General features: G+C 69.6%; 21 protein-coding genes. 12 read left to right on the top strand and 9 right to left on the bottom strand.

The genetic code is table 11. The features are described from left to right. Positions 1-86 precede the first annotated feature (86 nt). Positions 87-1,115, bottom strand: coding sequence for a tetraacyldisaccharide 4'-kinase (lpxK, locus tag MLE43_RS04495; RefSeq protein WP_243302270.1), 1,029 nt, complete (start codon positions 1,113-1,115; stop codon positions 87-89). Between the two features lie 117 nt (positions 1,116-1,232). Here lpxK and MLE43_RS04490 point away from each other — a divergent pair, with 117 nt between their 5' ends. From MLE43_RS04490 to MLE43_RS04475, 4 genes are all read left to right on the top strand, one after another. Then, the gene (locus MLE43_RS04490; protein ID WP_420843164.1) at positions 1,233-1,676 is read left to right on the top strand and encodes a GAF domain-containing protein; all 444 of its coding nucleotides are present in this window, start codon (positions 1,233-1,235) and stop codon (positions 1,674-1,676) included. 24 nt (positions 1,677-1,700) lie between these two features. Continuing rightward, positions 1,701-2,423, top strand: a complete 723-nt coding sequence (locus MLE43_RS04485; RefSeq protein ID WP_243302268.1) for a cyclic nucleotide-binding domain-containing protein — start codon at positions 1,701-1,703, stop codon at positions 2,421-2,423. Positions 2,424-2,454: 31 nt separating this feature from the next. Further along, on the top strand, positions 2,455-2,682 hold the full coding sequence (locus tag MLE43_RS04480) for a hypothetical protein (protein ID WP_243302267.1): 228 nt from the start codon (positions 2,455-2,457) through the stop codon (positions 2,680-2,682). A gap of 74 nt (positions 2,683-2,756) precedes the next feature. After that, complete coding sequence (locus MLE43_RS04475) at positions 2,757-3,206, top strand: DUF1569 domain-containing protein (RefSeq protein ID WP_243302266.1); 450 nt, start codon at positions 2,757-2,759, stop codon at positions 3,204-3,206. 63 nt (positions 3,207-3,269) lie between these two features. Here the strand turns inward: MLE43_RS04475 and MLE43_RS04470 are convergent, their stop codons facing one another. Both MLE43_RS04470 and MLE43_RS04465 read right to left on the bottom strand, forming a co-directional pair. Then, positions 3,270-4,241, bottom strand: coding sequence for an electron transfer flavoprotein subunit alpha/FixB family protein (locus MLE43_RS04470; protein WP_243302265.1), 972 nt, complete (start codon positions 4,239-4,241; stop codon positions 3,270-3,272). Positions 4,242-4,286: 45 nt separating this feature from the next. Then, positions 4,287-5,036 carry an electron transfer flavoprotein subunit beta/FixA family protein gene (locus MLE43_RS04465; protein ID WP_243302264.1) on the bottom strand — a complete coding sequence of 250 codons (750 nt, stop codon included), beginning with the start codon at positions 5,034-5,036 and terminating at the stop codon, positions 4,287-4,289. Positions 5,037-5,223: 187 nt separating this feature from the next. On the opposite strand from MLE43_RS04465, the gene MLE43_RS04460 reads away from it, so the two are divergent. Beyond that, entirely contained in the window at positions 5,224-6,354 is a 1,131-nt protein-coding gene (locus MLE43_RS04460) for a UDP-N-acetylglucosamine--N-acetylmuramyl-(pentapeptide) pyrophosphoryl-undecaprenol N-acetylglucosamine transferase (protein WP_243302263.1), read from the top strand. Here MLE43_RS04460 and tatC read toward each other — a convergent pair. The 4 genes from tatC to MLE43_RS04440 all read right to left on the bottom strand — a co-directional run bounded on the left by tatC (position 6,300) and on the right by MLE43_RS04440 (position 9,060). Further along, positions 6,300-7,070 carry a twin-arginine translocase subunit TatC gene (gene tatC / locus MLE43_RS04455; protein WP_243302262.1) on the bottom strand — a complete coding sequence of 257 codons (771 nt, stop codon included), beginning with the start codon at positions 7,068-7,070 and terminating at the stop codon, positions 6,300-6,302. The genes MLE43_RS04460 and tatC overlap by 55 nt on opposite strands. A 64-nt stretch (positions 7,071-7,134) precedes the next feature. Next, positions 7,135-7,329, bottom strand: coding sequence for a twin-arginine translocase TatA/TatE family subunit (gene tatA, locus MLE43_RS04450; RefSeq protein WP_243302261.1), 195 nt, complete (start codon positions 7,327-7,329; stop codon positions 7,135-7,137). A gap of 31 nt (positions 7,330-7,360) precedes the next feature. Beyond that, the gene (locus MLE43_RS04445; protein ID WP_243302260.1) at positions 7,361-7,708 is read right to left on the bottom strand and encodes an AtuA-related protein; all 348 of its coding nucleotides are present in this window, start codon (positions 7,706-7,708) and stop codon (positions 7,361-7,363) included. Continuing rightward, on the bottom strand, positions 7,705-9,060 hold the full coding sequence (locus MLE43_RS04440) for a UDP-glucose dehydrogenase family protein (RefSeq protein ID WP_243302259.1): 1,356 nt from the start codon (positions 9,058-9,060) through the stop codon (positions 7,705-7,707). Before MLE43_RS04440 ends, MLE43_RS04445 begins: the two co-directional genes overlap by 4 nt. A gap of 69 nt (positions 9,061-9,129) precedes the next feature. On the opposite strand from MLE43_RS04440, the gene MLE43_RS04435 reads away from it, so the two are divergent. The 7 genes from MLE43_RS04435 to MLE43_RS04405 all read left to right on the top strand — a co-directional run bounded on the left by MLE43_RS04435 (position 9,130) and on the right by MLE43_RS04405 (position 15,973). Then, complete coding sequence (locus tag MLE43_RS04435) at positions 9,130-9,825, top strand: MotA/TolQ/ExbB proton channel family protein (RefSeq protein ID WP_052571703.1); 696 nt, start codon at positions 9,130-9,132, stop codon at positions 9,823-9,825. Further along, a complete protein-coding gene (locus tag MLE43_RS04430; protein WP_338029064.1) occupies positions 9,771-10,640 on the top strand; it encodes a DUF3473 domain-containing protein in 870 nt (289 codons plus the stop codon). Before MLE43_RS04435 ends, MLE43_RS04430 begins: the two co-directional genes overlap by 55 nt. Then, positions 10,637-11,359 carry a peroxide stress protein YaaA gene (gene yaaA, locus MLE43_RS04425; protein WP_243302258.1) on the top strand — a complete coding sequence of 241 codons (723 nt, stop codon included), beginning with the start codon at positions 10,637-10,639 and terminating at the stop codon, positions 11,357-11,359. The genes MLE43_RS04430 and yaaA overlap by 4 nt, the downstream gene beginning before the upstream one ends. After that, positions 11,356-12,132 (top strand): DUF309 domain-containing protein, encoded by a 777-nt coding sequence (locus MLE43_RS04420; protein ID WP_243302257.1) that lies wholly within the window; start codon positions 11,356-11,358, stop codon positions 12,130-12,132. Before yaaA ends, MLE43_RS04420 begins: the two co-directional genes overlap by 4 nt. Beyond that, complete coding sequence (gene nadB, locus MLE43_RS04415) at positions 12,129-13,703, top strand: L-aspartate oxidase (RefSeq protein WP_243302256.1); 1,575 nt, start codon at positions 12,129-12,131, stop codon at positions 13,701-13,703. The genes MLE43_RS04420 and nadB overlap by 4 nt, the downstream gene beginning before the upstream one ends. A 72-nt stretch (positions 13,704-13,775) precedes the next feature. Then, positions 13,776-15,176 carry an L-serine ammonia-lyase gene (locus MLE43_RS04410; protein WP_243302255.1) on the top strand — a complete coding sequence of 467 codons (1,401 nt, stop codon included), beginning with the start codon at positions 13,776-13,778 and terminating at the stop codon, positions 15,174-15,176. Then, positions 15,176-15,973 carry a hypothetical protein gene (locus tag MLE43_RS04405; protein WP_243302254.1) on the top strand — a complete coding sequence of 266 codons (798 nt, stop codon included), beginning with the start codon at positions 15,176-15,178 and terminating at the stop codon, positions 15,971-15,973. Before MLE43_RS04410 ends, MLE43_RS04405 begins: the two co-directional genes overlap by 1 nt. Here the strand turns inward: MLE43_RS04405 and MLE43_RS04400 are convergent. Continuing rightward, on the bottom strand, positions 15,966-16,568 hold the full coding sequence (locus MLE43_RS04400; RefSeq protein ID WP_243302253.1) for an L-threonylcarbamoyladenylate synthase: 603 nt from the start codon (positions 16,566-16,568) through the stop codon (positions 15,966-15,968). The genes MLE43_RS04405 and MLE43_RS04400 overlap by 8 nt on opposite strands. Beyond that, complete coding sequence (locus MLE43_RS04395; protein WP_243302252.1) at positions 16,565-17,239, bottom strand: NUDIX domain-containing protein; 675 nt, start codon at positions 17,237-17,239, stop codon at positions 16,565-16,567. The genes MLE43_RS04400 and MLE43_RS04395 overlap by 4 nt, the downstream gene beginning before the upstream one ends. Between the last annotated feature and the right edge of the window lie 120 nt (positions 17,240-17,359).

The following is a 17,359-nucleotide window of genomic DNA, read 5'->3' as shown; positions in this document are numbered from 1 at the left end:
ATCTGGTTGGAGTGGCTTGGTGGGCGCAAGCATAGCGATCCAGCCGGGCTTTGGGAAGCCTGGCCGGTTCCTTCCTGGGCGCGCATTCAGGCGAGTCGGGACGCCACCCAGGTGAGCAAAGGTTCCCCACCGGTGATCCGCTGCTCGGCGATGAACAGGGGCATCTCCAGTGCGCTGGCATGTTCCGGACCCAGCTTCACCGCATCCTTCTCGGTGCAGACCAGCCAGGCGGCATCTTCCGCCCTGGCGCGGACCTGGAGCCGGACCAATTCGGCGGGGGTGGGCCCCCGGTGGTCTGGATAGCTGTGGGAGCCGGTCCAGGCTTGGCCGGCCACCAGCAGGTCGGCGTAGAAGGCCTCCGGGTGGCCCAGGCCGCACCAGGCGAAGGCCGGGCCCTGGTCGGCAAGGGGGAGGGGGAAGCGCGCTTCCGTGCCCCAGCGGCGCAGGGAGGCCAGGGCGAAGTCCACCCAGAAGATGGGACCGCCGCTGCCCTGGCGGGTCCACCAGGCCTCCACCCCCGCCCGGTCCTTCACCCGGCTGGCCCGGGTCACCACCAGGGCGTGGGCCCTCCGGGCGCTCTCCTGGGGTTCCCGAAGATCCCCCAGGGGCAGCAGGCGGCCGTTGCCCCAGAGCCGCACGCCGTCCAGCACCAGCAGATCCAGATCCCGGTGCAGGGCCCGGTGCTGGAACCCGTCATCGAGCAGCAGGCAGCGCAGATCTGGACGCTGGGCCAGGGCCCGGAGGGCGGCGGCATGGCGCCTCCGCCCCACCACCACCCGCTCCGGCCCCAGGCGCCGGGCCATGAGCAGCGGTTCGTCGCCGGTCTGCCGGGGATCGGAATCGGCCTCCACGCTCATGGGATCGACCTCGCGCCGGCCGCCGTAGCCCCGGGACAGCACGGCGTTGCGCCAGCCAGCTGCTTCGAGCCCTTCGGCCAGGAACAGGGTGAGCGGCGTCTTGCCCGTGCCCCCGGCGCTCAGGTTGCCGATGGACACCACCGGGACGGCGGCGTGGGCCACCCGCTCCGGGTGGGCATCGAAGGTGCGGTTCCGGGCGCGCACCACCAGCCCGTACAGGGGGGACAGGGGAGCGGCCAGATAGCGCAGAATGGACATGGGACCAGGGTAGCGGAGGAGTTGATGAGCGAGGGGATCCTGCTGGAACCGGTGGCGCGGGGCACCCTGCTGCCCGAATCTGCGCGGGTGGCGCGCCTCGAATCGGCGCTCCCGCAGATGCTCGCCGCGCTCGAAGGCGAGACCGACGAGGTCGCCGTCCAGGCCACCCTGGCCTGCCTCCTGTGGGAGACGCTACCCCAGGTCAACTGGTGCGGCTTCTACCGGCGCATCGGTGAGCGTCTGCTCGTCGTGGGCCCCTACCAGGGCGGCATGGGTTGCCTGCGCATCCCCTTCGAACGGGGGGTCTGCGGGGCCTGCGCCCGCACGGAAACCACCCAGCTGGTGCCTGACGTCCAGGCCTTTCCCGGCCACATCGCCTGCGATGACGCCACCCGCTCCGAGCTCGTGATCCCCATCACGGTTGGTGGTCGCCTCCGCGCCGTGCTGGACCTGGATTCTCCGCATCCGGGCGGGTTCTCGACCGCCGAGGCCCGGATCCTGGAAGCCCTGGTGGCACGCGCCTTCTCGGGAGAGGTTCACCCATCGCCTGGCATCGGTTAACCTAGGGCACTCTCCGGGATCCGCATGGCTGAACCCAGCTTCATCGATCAAAGCAAGCTGCGCTTCCGCGAAGGCGAGATCATCTTCCGCAAGGGGGAGATGGCTCAGCAGATGTACATCATCCTCGCGGGACGGGTTCGGCTCTATGTCTCAGAGGAGCCCAAGGGCGAATGGGCGGAGGAACTGTCCAAGGGGGACTTCTTCGGGGAAGGCAGCCTGCTGGAGGCCCTGCCGCGCCAGCACACGGCCCTGGCGCTGGAGGACTCGGACCTCATCGCCATCAACCGCGGCACCTTCATGCGCATGATCCGGCAGAACCCGGAAGTGTCCGTGAAGATGATGCAGCGCCTGGCCCAGCGCCATCGCGAGTTGGGCGAGCGGGTGGAGGAGCTGGATGCCAGCCGGCCCGCCAAGGCCACGGGCACGCCGGTGGCGAACCTGGTGTCCGTGCTCAGCGGCAAGCCCCATCCCATCCTGGCCCACGGTTCCCTGATCGGACGCTTCGATCCCACCACGGGCGTGCATCCCGACATCGACCTCACCGAAGAAGACCACAACCTGAGCGTGTCCCGGCGCCACGCCCGGATTCTCTGCGAGCATGGCCGGTACTTCCTGCTGGAGGAGCCCGGCGTCGCCAACGGCACCTTCGTGCGGGGCGAGCGCATTCAGCCCGGCGAGCCCCGGGAACTGAAGCACGGCGACCGGGTGGGGTTCGGCATGGTGGTGCTGTTCTTCGAAAAGAACTAACCTTCCGGCGGACGGACTACCGGAGGTGGCCATGGGAACGGATCTGCACGTCGAGTTGTGGCGGGATGAACACGGCGCCATCCGGGAGTTGGTGCAGTTCGGCCTGGATGAGATCGGCGGAGCCTGCGTCATCCGAGAACGGAACAGCCTGGATGCCCTGGACGGTGATGGGAACGAAGGCGACATGGTCGTCGCCCGCTTCGGCGATCCCGAGGATGCCCGGGACTTCCTCCGGGATGAAGGGTTCGAGCCCGTCTAGCCTTTGCGCGCTCCAGAACCTCCCCCGGCGATGTCCTGGAGCGATGAGCGGCATTCTGAGAAAGGAAACCAACGATGAATTCCCTGTTCAACCCGGCCGACCGGGATGCCTTGGCCCGGCGCTTCGCGGAGCTGGAGCCGGGCGCCCAGCGTCAGTGGGGGAAGATGGATCCCGCCCAGATGATGAGGCATTGTTCCATCGCCCTGGGTGATCCTCTGGGCGATCGCCCGGTGAAGCAGCTCTTCCTCGGGAAGCTGATCACGCCCCTCATTCGCCGCGCGGTCTTCGGGGACAAGCCCTTCCGCCGCAACTCTCCCACCGATCCCATCTACGTGGTGTCCGATCCCCAGGACTTCGAGACCGAGCGCACCCGGCTGGCCACGCTCATCGACCGCGTGGTCCAGCGCGGCGCCGCCAAGACCGAAGGCAGGGTCCACCCCTTCTTCGGCCGGCTCAGCGGCGACCAGTGGGGCCGCCTCATCTACAAGCACTTCGACCACCATCTGAGGCAGTTCGGGGTTTGAGGTTTTCCTCCGGTGCAAAAAGGCCCGGCACTTGCCGGGCCTTTTTGCACCGGAGAACGGCGGCTAGTTGGAACCGATCCCCAGCGCCTTGGCGGCCTTGGTGAGCTCGGGAACGACCTCGAAGAGATCGCCCACAATCCCGTAGTTCGCCAGCTTGAAGATGGGGGCTTCGGGATCCTTGTTGATGGCGACGATGAACTTCGAGCCGCTCATGCCGGCGATGTGCTGGATGGCGCCGCTGATGCCGCAGGCGATGTAGAGGGTGGGGCTCACGACCTTGCCGGTCTGACCCACCTGCATGCTGTGGGGCAGGCCCCAGCCGGCGTCCACGGCCGCCCGGGAGGCGCCCACGACGCCGCCGATGGCGTCCGCCAGCTCTTCGAGGATCTTGAAATTGGCGCCGTCCTTCATGCCGCGGCCGCCGCTCACGATGACGTTGGCTTCGCTGAGGTCCACCTTGCCGCCGGCCTTGGCCAGGATCTCCTTCACCACGGACTTGAAGTCCCCGGCAGGGGCGGCCAGGGCCTCCACAGCGCCCGCGCCGGCCTTCTCGGCCGCAGGGAACACGTTGGGGCGGGTGGTGGCCACCTGGACGGCGCTGGAGAAGGTGGTGGTGGCGAAGGCCTTGCCGGCGTAGACGGGCCGCACGGCTTGCAGCTTGCCGTCCACCATGGAGAGACCGGTGACGTCGGAGGCATAGCCGGCGCCCAGGCGGGCCGCGGCGCGGGGGAGCACGTCCTTGCCCACGGCGGTGGCGGCGGCCAGCAGGACCGTGGCGCCCTTGCCCTTCACCGCATCGGCGAGGAGGGTCGCGTAGGCATCGCTGGAGTAGGAAGCCAGGGTGGGGGCCTCGGCGGTCAGGATCACGTCCGCGCCGAACTTGGCGGCCTCGGCGGCGCCGGCGCAGGAGGCGCCGGCAAAGAGCGCGCCGACCTTCTTGCCGGAGGCGTCGGCCAGCCGGCGGCCTTCGCTGAGGGCTTCGGTGCTGGGCTTGCGGATCTGGCCGTCCTTCAGTTCACAGAACACGAGAATCATGGATGTCGTCCTTTCGAATCGGAGCAATCAGCGGAAGAGGACCGGTTAGAAGACCTTGGCTTCATCCTTGAGGGCCTGGAGCAGGGCCTGGGCCTGGGCAGGGGCATCGCCCTGCAGGAGGCGGCCGGCGGGGCGCTCGGGCGGCAGGGCCAGGGCGCTCACCTGGGCACCGGCGGTGACGGCCGCGGCGTCCAGCTCTTCGATGGTCTTCTTCTTGGCGGCCATGATCCCCTTGAGGCTCGCGTAGCGGGGCTCGTTGAGGCCCTTCTGGGCCGTGATCACGGCGGGCAGGGCGCCTTCGACGACCTCGGAGCCGCCTTCGATCTCACGCTCGGCCTTGAAGGTGCCCTCGCCGAGTTCCAGCTTCACGACGACATTGGCCTGGGCCACGCCAAGCAGCTCCGCGAGCATGGGACCCATGGCGGCGTTGTCGCCGCCGAGGCCCTTGTTGCCGCAGAGGATGAGGTCGAAGCCCTTGTCCTTGGCGTAGGCGGCGATCATCTGCGCCACGGCGAACGCATCGCCCTGGCCATCGCCCTTCAGCAGGACGGCGCTGTCGGCGCCCAGCGCCAGGGCGTTCTTCAGCACGTCCTTGGCCGTGTCACCGCCGACGGAGAGGGCCATCACCTCGGCCCCCTTGCCTTCCTTGATGCGGATGGCCTCTTCCAGGGCGTACTCGTCATAGGGGCTGGTGATCCATTTGACGTCCGCGGGATCGAGCGATTTCCCGTCCGCGGCGACTTTGATCTTGGTCTCAGTATCGGGGACCTGTTTGAGGGCGACGAGGATCTTCATGGGCGCTCCCTGATGCGTCATGGATTGGCCGGTGGGAACCGGCGGAAAAATGGATTCTAGCGCGGCGTGACCTTCCACCTTACCGGCCTTTGACGATCTTTGTGCCGGGAATCACGCGTCTGTCTCCAGGTAGGCTGCGTCTGTCTCTGGGTAGGGTGGGCCAGCCTTCCGGTATGGTGGTCAGATCATGCGCGACGCCACGCCGACCTTCGCAGGAGCCCTCGTCCTCACCGGGGGGGGGACGGGGGGACATTTCTTCCCGGCCATGGCCTTGGCGGAAGGGGCCCAGCGGCGGTGGCCGGAGCGTCCCATCCGGTTTGTGGGCGCCCGCCGCGGCATCGAGGCCCGGGAGCTTCCGGGCAGCAGCTGGCCCCATGTGCTGCTGGACGTGGAAGGATTCCTGGGCCGGTCGCCGCTGCGGGCCGCGAAGTCCGCCTGGAAGCTCTGGCGCGCCACGGGCCGCCTGAAGGCCCTGTGGCGGCGGGAGCGGCCCTGGGCCGTGATCGGCACCGGCGGGTACGGCGCGGCACCGGCGCTGCTGGCGGCGCGCGCCCTGGGCATTCCCTTCTTCCTGCACGAAAGCAACGCCGCCCCGGGGGCTCTGGTGAAGCTCGTGGCCCCGAAGGCGCGGCGCGTCTGGTGCGGCTTGGAGGCTGTGCGGCCGCTGCTGCCGGGAGCGGACTGCCGGGTGGTGGGCACGCCGGTGCGGGCGGCCTTCCACCGGGAGTTCCGCCCCGCGGACGCGCTGCCGCCTCCATTCCGGCTGCTGGTGCTGGGGGGCAGCGGCGGCGCCCGGGCCCTCAACGAAGCGCTGTTGGAAGGTGCGCCTGCGTTGCTGGAGGCGGCTCCGGAGTGGGAGATCCTGCACCAGGCCGGGCCGGTGGAGTTCGAGCGCCTGAAGGGGCATCCCCGTCATGCCCGGCATGACCTGGTTCCCTTCATCACTCGCATGGACGAGGCCATGGAAGCCGCCAGCCTCATTCTGAGCCGCTCCGGCGCCAGCACCTGCGCTGAGTTGAAGGCCGCGGGCCGGGGGGCCGTCCTGGTGCCGCTGCCCACCAGCGCCAACGACCACCAGCGCATGAACGCCCTGGCCCTGGCCACGGAGGGGCGGGCGGCCGTCGTCGAGCAGGGGGCCGATTTCCCGGGGCGACTCCAGAGCGCCCTGCGGCTTCTCATGGCCGACGGGACGATGCGCCGATCGCTATCCGGCACGCGGGAACCCAACCGGGCCGTGGATCTCTGCCTGGAGGACCTGGCGGACTACTTCGGCGCGCGGGGTTCCGCCAGCCAGGCGACGACGACGGAGATGAAGTAGAGCCCCAGCAGCACGACGCTGAAGAAGATCGTGGTCACCACGACATCGCCGGGCGTGAAGAAGGCGCTGAAGATGAGGATGACGATGGTGGCGTGGCGCCAGTACTTCAGCATGAGGCGCGCGGTCACGATGCGGAACTTCGCCAGGAAGAAGAACAGGACCGGCAGTTCGAACATCACGCCGGTGATGAGCGTGGTGGAGATGAACAGGTCCAGGTAGTCCGAGGCGTGCAGGTTCGCCCGCAGCCCTGCGGAGGCGGCCTCCTGGAAGAGGATGTCGCCCAGGAACTTGAAGGCCTGGGTGTAGGCGAAGGCGGCGCCGGCTAGGAAGCACCCCGACGTCACGAGCACAAACGGGATGACGAGGCGGCGTTCCTTCGGGAGCAGGCCAGGCCGGATGAAGGCCCAGAGCTGGTAGAAGAGGAAGGGGGCGCAGAACACGGCGGCGGACCACAGGGAGAGCCGCATCATGCTGAAGAAGGGCTCGGTGAGATCCGTGAAGGCAAAGGGATCCAGGGCCGAGATGGCCTTGCCGGTCTGCCGTGACATGGCTTCCAGAAAGGGCTTCTGCGCCCACGCCCAGAGCTTGAACCGGTAGGCATAGGTGACGGCGAAGCCCACAGCCACGATGGCGAGCGAGCGTACCAGACGCACCCGCAATTCCTGCAGGTGTTCCCAAAAACTCATCTTGTCGGGCGGCGTGGCTGGAAGCGCCATGGTCCTCAAGCGGGAAAAAGGGCCGGCCCCCGGAAAGAGGCCGGCCGGTGAAGGGCTTGCGGGCCTACTTCTTGTCCTTGTCGGCAGGCGGCGCGGCGACGTCTTCCTTCACGGAATCCGTCAACTCGCGGCTGGCCTTCTTGAACTCCTGGATGCCCTTGCCCAGGCTCTTGCCCAGCTCGGGCAGGCGGGAGGGGCCGAAGAAGATCAGCAGCGCGATGCCGATCAGCAGGATTTCCATCATTCCGAGGTTGCCCATGTTCGTGCTCCTTGGCGGGTGCGAGTGCCGTTCAGGGTTTGAGATCCGCCAGCGTCAGGCCGGCCGGAAGGTCGAGTTCCATTCTAAGCAGGGCCTGTCCGTGAGTCTTGCCCTGGGCATCGGTTTTCACGCTTTCGCTGCCGCCGCCGCCCAGAGAGTCGTGCAGGATGAAGTTGATGGCCTTGAGGTTAGGCACCTCAAAGCGTTCAACACTACCTTTGCATATGGTTGAAAAGTGATGTTTGACACGTTCCGGCGTAAGTTCCTGTTGCAACAAGCGATAGCCCGCTTCGGTGTAGGCGATGACCCCCACGTTGGAGCCGTCTCCCTTGTCGCCGCTGCGGGCGTGGGCGATCTCCTCGAGCCGGATGCGGGTCATTTCCCCTCCACGGTGCGGCGTCCGAGGGAATGGTAGGTCCAGCCCTGGGCCTCCATGGCTTCGGGCCTGAAGAGGTTGCGGCCATCGAACACGCGGCGGGCCTTGAGGGCCTTGGCGACAGCTTCCAGGTCCGCCTCGCGGTACTGGGGCCACTCCGTGGCGATGAGCAGGGCGTCGGCGCCCTCGCAGGCTTCCAGCGGGGTCGCGGCGTAACGGACCTTGTCGCCGATCTTGGCCTTTACGGCATCCATGGCGGCGAAGTCGTGGACCACCACCTCTGCGCCGAGGTTCACCAGGCCGTCGATGAGTTCCAGGGACATGCTCTCCCGGATGTCATCCGTGTTGGCCTTGAAGGCCAGGCCCCAGAGGGCGAAGCGCCGGTCCTTCAAGGGGGCGGGAACCCCGGCCTTCACCCCGAAGTAGTCCTTCACCTTCCGCATCAGGACCTGCTTCTGGTGCCGGTTGGCCTCCACGGTGGTGGCCAGGGTCATCATGGGCTGGCCATACTCCCGACCCACCTTCAACAGGGCCTGCAGGTCCTTGGGGAAGCAGGAACCGCCGAAGCCGGGGCCCGGATTGAGGAAGGCCGGCCCGATGCGGTGGTCGGCGCCGATGGCCGTCTTCACGTGGTCGATGTCCGCGCCCACGCACTCGGCCAGGTTGGCGATCTCGTTGATGAAGCTGATGCGCAGGGCCAGCATGGCGTTGGCGGCGTACTTGGTGAGCTCCGCGCTGGGGGGATCCATGCGAAACCACTTGCCGCCGCTGCGGTCCAGGAAGGACTGGTAGAGCCCCTTCATCACCTGCTCGGCATGATCCGTGCGGCAGCCCACCACCACGCGATCAGGTTCCAGGAAGTCGCCGATGGCTGAGCCTTCGCGGAGGAACTCGGGGTTGCTCACGACCTCGAAGGCGCGATCGGTGTGGGAGGCGATCTCCGCGTGGACCCGGGCTGCCGTGCCCACGGGGACGGTGCTCTTGTCGACCACGATGAGCGGCTTGGCCTCCTTGGCCCGCAGGGCCATGGCCTCGCCGATCTGGCCGGCCACGGCGAGCACGTACTTCATGTCGGCGCTGCCGTCCTCGCTCTGGGGCGTGCCCACGCAGATGAATGCGGCATCGGCCTCCGCCATGCCTGCCTTGAGGTCCGTGGTGAAGCGCAGGGTGCCTGAGGCCAGGTACTTCGTGAGGAGTTCGTCCAGGCCCGGCTCGAAGATGGGCGACTGGCCCCGGGACAGCGAGGCGACCTTGGAGGCGTCCACGTCCACACCGATGATGCGATGCCCCGCCTCGGCGAAGCACGCAGCAGCCACCAGCCCCACGTATCCGGATCCAATGACCAGCACCTGCATGGCGTCCTCGCGCAAAGCACCCAGTGTAGCCGCATCCCCGCTTGCTATCATTTCCTGGACGGAGGCAGCATGGCGATTCTGGCGGCACCCACGGGCAATGAGGTCAATCTGCTGGAGGTGATGCTCCATGCAGGTCCGGTCTCCAAGTCGGTGCTGGCGATCCTCGCCACGTTTTCACTGCTCAGCTGGGTCGTGATCATCCGGAAGGCCCTCCTCTACCACCGGAGCCGGGAGGTGTCTGAGCGTTTCCGCGGCGCCTTCAAGCGGGCCACCGACTGGCGCGACCTGAAGCAGCAGGTGGAGCGGTTCGCCCTGAGCCCGCTGGTGGGCCTCTTCGTGGCGGGCTACGGTGAAGTCACCTACCAGCTGCGCCAGGTCGGGCCCGATGGGCGCCCCCAGCTGCGCAGCATGGAGGCCGTGGAGCGCAGCCTCCAGCGGGCCAGCGTGGTTGAGATGGGGCGGCTCGAGCGCTCCCTGGGTGGCCTGGCCACCGTGGCCGCGGTGAGTCCCTTCATCGGCCTCTTCGGCACGGTCTGGGGTATCATCGACGCCTTCCGGGGCATCGGCGCCACCGGCAACGCCAACCTGGCGACCGTGGCCCCCGGCATCTCCGAGGCCCTGGTGGCCACGGCCATCGGCCTGGTGGCTGCCATCCCCGCCCTGATGGCCTACAACTTCTTCCAGGGCCAGCTGAAGCAGTTCCAGACCGAATTGGACGACTTCTCCCTGGAGTTCATCAGCCTCTCCGAGCGGAACTTCACCTGAGCGACCTCCGGCTCCCACTCTCCCTGGACTGGGAGGACTGGTTCCAGCTCTGCTGCCCGCCCTTCGACCAGCCGGAGGCCCTGGACCGCTTCGAGTGCCGGCTGCCGCTGGCCACGGAGCGATCGCTGGCGCTTTGCGCCGAACTTGGCGCCAAGGCCACCTGGTTCTGCCTGGGCGACCAGGCCCGGCGCCATCCCGCGTTGCTGCGGCAGATCGCGGGCCAGGGCCATGCCATTGGCCTGCACGGGCTCACGCATCGCCGGGCCTTCGACATGGACCGCGCCGCCTGGCGCGGCACCGTCCGGGATGGCAAGGCCCTGCTGGAAGACCTCACGGGATGCCCCGTGGTGGGCTACCGGGCCCCGGAGTGGAGCCTGCGCGGCGCGGCGGCGGACTGGTGGCAGGACCTGCCGGAACTCGGGTTCCGCTACGACTCCAGTCGCGTGCCCCTGGCCGTCATCGGGGACCCCGCCGCGCCCCGGCGGCCGTACCGGCTGACCGGAGGCCTGTGGGAACTGCCTCCGCCGGTGCTCTGGTCCGGGCCGGTCCGCATGCCGCTCTGGGGCTGGGGGCCGAGGATGCTGCCCTTCGGCCTGGTCCGCCGGGCGCTGGAGGACCTGGCGTTGGAAGACGCCGGCACCCCCCTGGTGCTGCACCCCTGGGAGCTGGACGCGGAGCAGCCGAGGCTGGCCGGCATCTCCCTGGGCCACCGCTACACCCACGGCATCGCCCTCCGGGGCTACGAAGCCCGTCTGCGCGAGCTGCTGGGCGGGCTGCGGCTCACGACCCTCGAGGCCTGGGTGGCGGGGCGATGAAGCGCCTGCCGGTCATCCTGCTCGCCCCCTCCGAGGACAAGGCGGGCGGGGGCGTGCGTGGCCGCCTGCCGGAGACCCCCGCCCAGCGCTGGGTGCGGGAGCGGTTGGTGGCCCTGGCGAAGACGGGATCGCCTGAGGCCCTGAAGAAGGCCTTCGGTGTGAAGGACCTGGCCCTGGACAAGGCCCGGGCCGAGGCGCTGGCGCTGGGCGGGCCCGTGCCGCTGCTGCCGGCCCTGGCGCGCTACACGGGGGTGGCCTTCCAGGCCCTGGAGGCGGCTTCGCTGCCGCCGGAGGCCTGGCGGCAGGTGTTCATCCTGTCCAACCTGCGCGGCCTGGTGCGCGGCGATGACCCCGTGCCACCCTACAAACTCAAGCTGGGCGCCATCCCGGGGCTGAAGGCCCACTGGCGGAAGGCGCTGCCGGTGCCGCTGGAGACCCTGCCCGAAGGCCCCCTGTGGGAGCTGCTGCCCGGCGACTCGGCGGACCTGCTGAAGGGCTGGGGCCGCCCCCGGCACACCCTGGAGATCTGCGATGCCGGGGGCCGGGCCATCAGCCATTTCTCGAAGAAATACCGGGGGCTGGTGGCTCGGTGGCTGCTGCTCCACGGGCAGGGCGATCCGCGGAAGGTGCTGAAGGGAAGGATCCCCGGCTGCCAGTGGGCCGGGGTGGACGAGAATGACCGGGGCGGCCTGGCCCTCCGGCTGCTGGTGGAACCATGAGCGACGATTGCAACCGCACCCCCTTCTGGCAGCGCCAGCCCCAGCTTCCCCTCGAGATCCAGCGCTTCTTCCAGGCCCGCGTGGAGGCGGCCCTGGGCGACCCGGATGCCCGCCAGGCCCTGGTCTGGCCCACCATTCTCGGTGCGCCGGCCCTGCGGAAGGCCCATCCCGGGGGCCTGCCGGAGCCGGAGTTGCTGGGCCATGCGGCGCGGATGCTGAGCGCCCTGGGGCACCACGATGCCGCGGCCGCCTGGAGCGCGCACCTGGCCACCTGGCCGGACACCGCGGAGGCTGGAGCCACCGGCTGGCACCCGGCGGCCGGTTGGGGCGCCTGGGGCCCCCTGGTGAGCCTCCGTTGCGGCTGGCAGCTGGCGGCGCTCACCCCTCTGCCCTTGGGCGCCCGCTATCCCCTGGCCTGCGGCGTGTCCCTCTTCAACCACGGGCTCTACCACGAGTGCCACGATGCGCTCGAGCCGCTTTGGGAGGCCGCGGAAGGAGACCTGAAGAGCCAGCTCCAGGGGCTGATCCTGCTGGCAGGCGGCTACCACCACCTTCAGCAGCACAACCTGAGGGGCATGGTGGCCTTGTGGGAAGAGGGCCTGGGCCGCCTGGAAGGCTGCGGCGGGCGAATCGCCACGCCGTGGGGTGAGGTAGGGGCTGAGGTCGCGCTGGACCTGACGGCCCGGCGGCTCGACCATGGACGAGGCATGACGGACGATGCGGATCTCTCGGCTCTGTGGGCCCTGGACCGCCCCACCTGGGAGCTGGCATGAAGGATGTGGCCGATCTGCTGGTTCTGGGCGCGGGGATCGCAGGCTGCTCGGCGGCCCTGCGTGCGGCGGACCAGGGCATCTCGGTGATCCTGGTGGCCAAGGATGAGCTGGGCGGCAGCAACACCGCCTGGGCCCAGGGCGGCATCATCGGCCAGCCGCCGCCGGAGGAAGGCGACTCTGCGGACCTGCTGGCCGCGGACATCGAGGCCGCGGGTGCGGGCCTCTGCCGGGCGGAGGCCGTGCGCCAGCTGGCGGAGGAGGGACCGAAGCTCTGCCGGAGCTTCCTCTGGGAGCGGCTGGGCGTGCCCTTCGACCTCGGGACCGGCGGAACCCCCGATCCCACGGCCGAAGCCGCCCACAGCGCCCGGCGCATCTACCACGCCAAGGACGCCACGGGGCTGGCCATCCAGACGGCCCTCAGCGACGCCGTGCGCCAGCATCCCAACATCCGCCTGCGGGAGGGGCTCTGCCTGGTGGACCTCATCACCAGTCCCCACCACTGTGTCAGCCCGGTGCAGGTCTATGAGCCCATCCGGGTCCATGGCGCCTACCTCTTCGATCCCGCCTCCGGCGGAGTGGAGGGCCTGCTGGCCCGCCGGACCCTGCTGGCCACCGGCGGCCTCGGCTACCTCTACCTGCACACCACGAATCCTCCCGGCGCCACCGGCGACGGGTTGGCCGCGGCCTACCGGGCCAGCGCCCGTATCGTGAACTGCGAGTACCTCCAGTTCCACCCCACGACGCTCTATGTCCCGGGCAAGCCCAGGACCCTGCTGACTGAGGCGCTGAGAGGCGAGGGTGCCCAGCTGGTGAATCGCAAAGGCGAGCGCTTCATGGCGAAGTACTCGCCGGACCAGCTGGAGCTCGCCCCCCGCGACGTGGTCAGCCGGGCCATCTTCCAGGAGATGGCGGTCAGCGGGGAGCCCTGCGCCTACCTGGACCTGGCTCCGGTGGCGGCGAAGCTGGACCTCGACGAGCATTTCCCCACGATCATGGCGGCCTGCCGTGCCGAGGGCATCGATCCGCACCGTCAGCCCATCCCCGTGGTGCCCGCCGCCCACTACTTCTGCGGCGGCGTCCTGGTGGATCTCGAGGGCAGGACCAGCCTGCCGGGGCTCTTCGCGGCCGGCGAGGTGGCCTGCACGGGGCTCCATGGCGCCAACCGGTTGGCCTCCACCAGCCTGCTGGAGGGCCTGGTCTGGGGTTTCCATGGCGCCGACGCCGCGGTGCGCGAGCTGCGCGGGACGGTGGATCCGGATCCCGGCGAGCTGGCTCCCTGGCGCATGCCGGAGGAATCGGAGGAGACCGATCCTCTGCTCATCGATCAGGACTGGCGCCTCATCCGCAGCACGCTCTGGAACTACGCGGGCATCGTCCGCAGCAGCGCCCGCCTGGAGCGAGCCAAGGCCGACCTGCACTACCTGGCCCATCGCATCGAGCGCTTCTACCACGAGGCTCCCCTCAGCCGGGAGCTGCTGGAGCTGCGCAGTGGCATCCTCTGTGCCCGCCTGATCCTCAACGCCGCCCTCCAGAACCCCGAGAGCCGGGGCTGCCATTACCGGGTGGACTGAGCGCGCCCGGCCATCTTCCGTGATGCGGCGCGTCGTCAGGTGCATTGAGTGCGTTTCGCGGGACAATGGGGCATGGTCCTGTCCGTCTTCGATCTCTTCCGCATCGGCATCGGGCCCAGCTCCTCGCACACCGTGGGGCCCATGCGGGCGGCCCGCAGCTTCGCCCTCGGGCTGGAGGCCTCGGGCCTGCTGGGGGCCACGGCCGGGGTGCGGGCCGAGCTGTTCGGCAGCCTGGGTGCCACGGGAAGGGGCCACGGCAGCGACAAGGCGGTGATCCTCGGGCTGCTGGGGGAGACCCCGGAGGGTGTGGACGTGGAAGCCGTGGAGGGCCTGGTGGCGCGGGTCCGCGATTCCGGGCGGCTGGCCCTCCTCGGACAACGCGAGGTCCCTTTCCGCGAGGCCGACCACCTGCACTTGCTCCACAAGAGCCTGCCCTTCCATCCGAATGGCCTGCGCTTCACGGCCCTGGACGCGGCCGGCGGGGTGCTCCGCGCCCAGGTCTACTACTCCGTGGGCGGCGGCTTCGTGGTGGAGGAGGGCGTCCCAGTCCAGGCGGCCGCCGGCCCGGAGCCGCCGTTCCCCTTCCACGCGGCCAAGGACCTGCTGGCCCACTGCCAGAGGCAGGGCCTGCCCGTCAGCCAGGTCATGCGGGCGAACGAGCGGACCTGGCGCTCCGAGGCGGCGATCCAGTCGGGCCTTCAGGAGCTCTGGTCGGTGATGCAGGCCTGCGTGCGGCGCGGCTGCCGGACGGAGGGTGTCCTGCCCGGCGGCCTGAAGGTGCCGCGCCGCGCGCCGGCGCTGTTCCGCCGCCTGACCGAATCCCCGGAGGCGGGCCTCAAGGATCCCCTCACGGCCCTGGACTTCGTGAGCCTCTACGCCCTGGCGGTGAACGAGGAGAACGCGGCCGGGGGCCGCGTGGTGACGGCCCCGACCAATGGCGCCGCGGGCATCATCCCCGCCGTCCTGCACTATTACCGGCGCTTCGTGCCCGGGGCCACGGACGAGGGGGTGGCGCGGTTCCTCCTGACGGCCGGGGCCATCGGCGCCCTCTACAAGGAGAACGCCTCCATCAGCGGTGCCGAGGTGGGCTGCCAGGGCGAGGTGGGGGTGGCCTGCTCCATGGCGGCCGGAGCCCTGGCCGAGGTGCTGGGCGGCACGCCAGACCAGGTGGAGAACGCCGCGGAGATCGGCATGGAGCACAACCTGGGGCTCACCTGCGATCCCATCGGCGGACTGGTGCAGGTGCCCTGCATCGAGCGCAACGCCATGGCCAGCGTGAAGGCCATCAATGCCGCGCGCATGGCCCTGCACGGCGATGGCCACCACTTCGTGAGCCTGGACAAGGTCATCAGGACCATGCGCGACACCGGCGCCGACATGAAGAGCAAGTACAAGGAGACGGCCCGGGGCGGTCTGGCGGTGAATGTGCTCGAGATCCCGCTAGACTTCACGGTGAACCTGCCGGAGTGCTGATGCGATCGTCCGCCGCCCTGCTGTCGCTGGTCCCCGTCCTCCTCTCGGCCCAGGCCGCGGGCCTGGACGAGGGGCGCCTTGATCCGGCCTGGTTCGGACCCGGCGCCGTGTTCCAGCCGTCGAAGGCGCTGGGGTTCCAATGGCTGAAGCCCGGCCTGGACCTGCGGGGCCGGGCGCTCCAGCTCAAGGGCTGGGAGGCCCCCGCCTGGTTGCGGGGCCGGCGCGATATGAAGGACCGGGCCTTCCTCCAGCGGGTCGAGCCCTCGCTGCCGAAGGCCCTGGACCGCGGCCTCCGGAAGGGGCTCAAGGGGGGGCTTTCCGTCTCGACCGCCGCCGGAGACCTCCTCCTGGTGGGACGGGTGGTGGACGCCATCGGTCTGGGCGACGACTACCTGGCGATGGGCCGCGTGGCCCTGTCCTTCGACCTCAAGCTGGTGGACGGGAAGACGGGCGAGGTGCTCGGCGCCTTCCACGACACCCTCGAAAGCGCCGCCCCCGACCACATCCCCAGCCGGTTCGAGCGATGGAGCGAGGACCTGGGCAGGCTCCTGGCCGCAGCCGCGACCGCACCCGTGGCCCCGGTGCCGGCGCCAGCACCGGCACCGGTCCAGCCGGCCGCTCCGGTGGCCCAGCCCAGGCCGGTGGCGGCCCCCTCCGTTCCGCCCGCCCCGGCCGTCTTCGACCTGGAGGTGGCGCTTGCCCGCATCGAGGGGCTCAAGCGCGACGGCCTCCTCAATGAAGAGGAATACCAGGCGTTGCGCAGGAAGGCGGTCGAGAAGGCCAGACCGCCTAGATAGGCCAGGCCCCCGCACCTTCGCGCAGGAGGACGGGTTCCTCGCCGCTCAGGTCCAGGATCGTGCTGGGGACGCCCACGGGCTGGCCGCAGTCCACGACCATGTCCAGGGCGTGGCCCTGTTCCTCCTCGATCTCCCAGGCGGTGTTCAGGATGGGCTGGTCGGGCAGGGCGACGCTGGTGGTGATGATGGGTTCGCCGAGCAGGGCCACCAGGGCATGGCAGAAGGGCTGGTCCGGGATGCGGAGGCCCACCACCTGCTTGTTCTGCAGGTAGCGCGGTACCTCCCGGCTGGCGGGCAGCAGCACGGTGTAGGGGCCCGGCAGCAGCTGCTTGAGGAGGCGGAAGGTGGGCGTGTCCAGGTGGCGGGTGTAGCGGCAGAGCATCTCCATGTCCGAGCACATGATCGACATGGGCTTCTTGGGGTCGCGGCCCTTGATCTGGCTGATGCGGTCCACGGCCTTCTTGTGGGACATCAGGCAGCCCAGCCCGAACAGCGTGTCGGTGGGGTAGGCGATGACCCCGTCCCGCCGCAGCAGCTCCGCGAGGCGCTCGAGGTGGCGCACCTGGGGCGTGTCGGGGTGCAGGGTGAGGATCATGGCTGTTCCAGCTCGCGCCAGCGTGCCCGGCCCGCGGAGGGGTGGTCCTGGGGCCGCTGGAAGAAGCGCTCCGCCAGGGTCGGATCCAGGGCCGCGGCCACCCCGGTCCGCCGGCTCTGCAGGGCCAGCAGCGCCACCACCGTGAGGCTGTCGGTGATCTCTCCGGCCAGCACCCGGCGGAGGCAATCCTGGAAGGGCTCGCGATGGAGCAGCAGCTCCTCGTCATCCTCCGCGTGGTGGCCGTCCATGGGGCCGAGTTCCGTGGCCAGGAAGAGGAAGGCCTCCTCCTCGGTGGAGGAGTTGCTGGTGTGGAAGAAGGCCAGGGGCTCCCACACCTGGGCCGCGAGGCCGGCCTCCTCCGCCAATTCCCGGCGCATGGCCTCGAAGGGGCTCTCCGAAACATCGCCGCCGCCCTCGGGGATCTCCCAGGAGTAGGCCTCCAGGGGGTAGCGCCACTGGCCCACGAGCACCACGCGGTCCTGGTCGTCGAGCGCCAGGACACCGCAGGCGGTGCGGTGGAAACCGCAGACGGCGTAGCGCCCCTCCGCGCCCCGGCGGTGGCGGAAGCGGTCCTCGCGGATGCGGATCCAGGGCGAGTCGTAGATGAACCGCCGGCCGGTGACGGTGTAGGGATCCGGATGTTCGGGCCGGGGCAGGGGTGTCAGGTCCATCTTCTGAACATAGCAAAACGCCCCTGAATGTGTGACCTCTCCCAGGGGGGAGAAAAGAAGAAGCCCGGCTTTGCCGGGCTTCTTCTTGGGGGTCCGGGGGTGTGCGCGCAGCGCGGAACC

It is taken from the genome of Geothrix oryzisoli, assembly GCF_022808865.1.
Taxonomy (GTDB): Bacteria; Acidobacteriota; Holophagae; order Holophagales; family Holophagaceae; genus Geothrix; species Geothrix oryzisoli.
Note: the sequence above shows the minus strand (reverse complement) of the source record. Positions and strands in the feature narration are given on the sequence as shown.

Coding starts and splice junctions, on each gene's coding strand:
- lpxK (WP_243302270.1), bottom strand. CDS start 1,115: ATGTCCATTCTGCGCTATCTGGCCGCTCCCCTGTCCCCCCTGTACGGG.
- MLE43_RS04490 (WP_420843164.1), top strand. CDS start 1,233: ATGCTCGCCGCGCTCGAAGGCGAGACCGACGAGGTCGCCGTCCAGGCC.
- MLE43_RS04485 (WP_243302268.1), top strand. CDS start 1,701: ATGGCTGAACCCAGCTTCATCGATCAAAGCAAGCTGCGCTTCCGCGAA.
- MLE43_RS04480 (WP_243302267.1), top strand. CDS start 2,455: ATGGGAACGGATCTGCACGTCGAGTTGTGGCGGGATGAACACGGCGCC.
- MLE43_RS04475 (WP_243302266.1), top strand. CDS start 2,757: ATGAATTCCCTGTTCAACCCGGCCGACCGGGATGCCTTGGCCCGGCGC.
- MLE43_RS04470 (WP_243302265.1), bottom strand. CDS start 4,241: ATGATTCTCGTGTTCTGTGAACTGAAGGACGGCCAGATCCGCAAGCCC.
- MLE43_RS04465 (WP_243302264.1), bottom strand. CDS start 5,036: ATGAAGATCCTCGTCGCCCTCAAACAGGTCCCCGATACTGAGACCAAG.
- MLE43_RS04460 (WP_243302263.1), top strand. CDS start 5,224: ATGCGCGACGCCACGCCGACCTTCGCAGGAGCCCTCGTCCTCACCGGG.
- tatC (WP_243302262.1), bottom strand. CDS start 7,070: ATGGCGCTTCCAGCCACGCCGCCCGACAAGATGAGTTTTTGGGAACAC.
- tatA (WP_243302261.1), bottom strand. CDS start 7,329: ATGGGCAACCTCGGAATGATGGAAATCCTGCTGATCGGCATCGCGCTG.
- MLE43_RS04445 (WP_243302260.1), bottom strand. CDS start 7,708: ATGACCCGCATCCGGCTCGAGGAGATCGCCCACGCCCGCAGCGGCGAC.
- MLE43_RS04440 (WP_243302259.1), bottom strand. CDS start 9,060: ATGCAGGTGCTGGTCATTGGATCCGGATACGTGGGGCTGGTGGCTGCT.
- MLE43_RS04435 (WP_052571703.1), top strand. CDS start 9,130: ATGGCGATTCTGGCGGCACCCACGGGCAATGAGGTCAATCTGCTGGAG.
- yaaA (WP_243302258.1), top strand. CDS start 10,637: ATGAAGCGCCTGCCGGTCATCCTGCTCGCCCCCTCCGAGGACAAGGCG.
- MLE43_RS04420 (WP_243302257.1), top strand. CDS start 11,356: ATGAGCGACGATTGCAACCGCACCCCCTTCTGGCAGCGCCAGCCCCAG.
- nadB (WP_243302256.1), top strand. CDS start 12,129: ATGAAGGATGTGGCCGATCTGCTGGTTCTGGGCGCGGGGATCGCAGGC.
- MLE43_RS04410 (WP_243302255.1), top strand. CDS start 13,776: ATGGTCCTGTCCGTCTTCGATCTCTTCCGCATCGGCATCGGGCCCAGC.
- MLE43_RS04405 (WP_243302254.1), top strand. CDS start 15,176: ATGCGATCGTCCGCCGCCCTGCTGTCGCTGGTCCCCGTCCTCCTCTCG.
- MLE43_RS04400 (WP_243302253.1), bottom strand. CDS start 16,568: ATGATCCTCACCCTGCACCCCGACACGCCCCAGGTGCGCCACCTCGAG.
- MLE43_RS04395 (WP_243302252.1), bottom strand. CDS start 17,239: ATGGACCTGACACCCCTGCCCCGGCCCGAACATCCGGATCCCTACACC.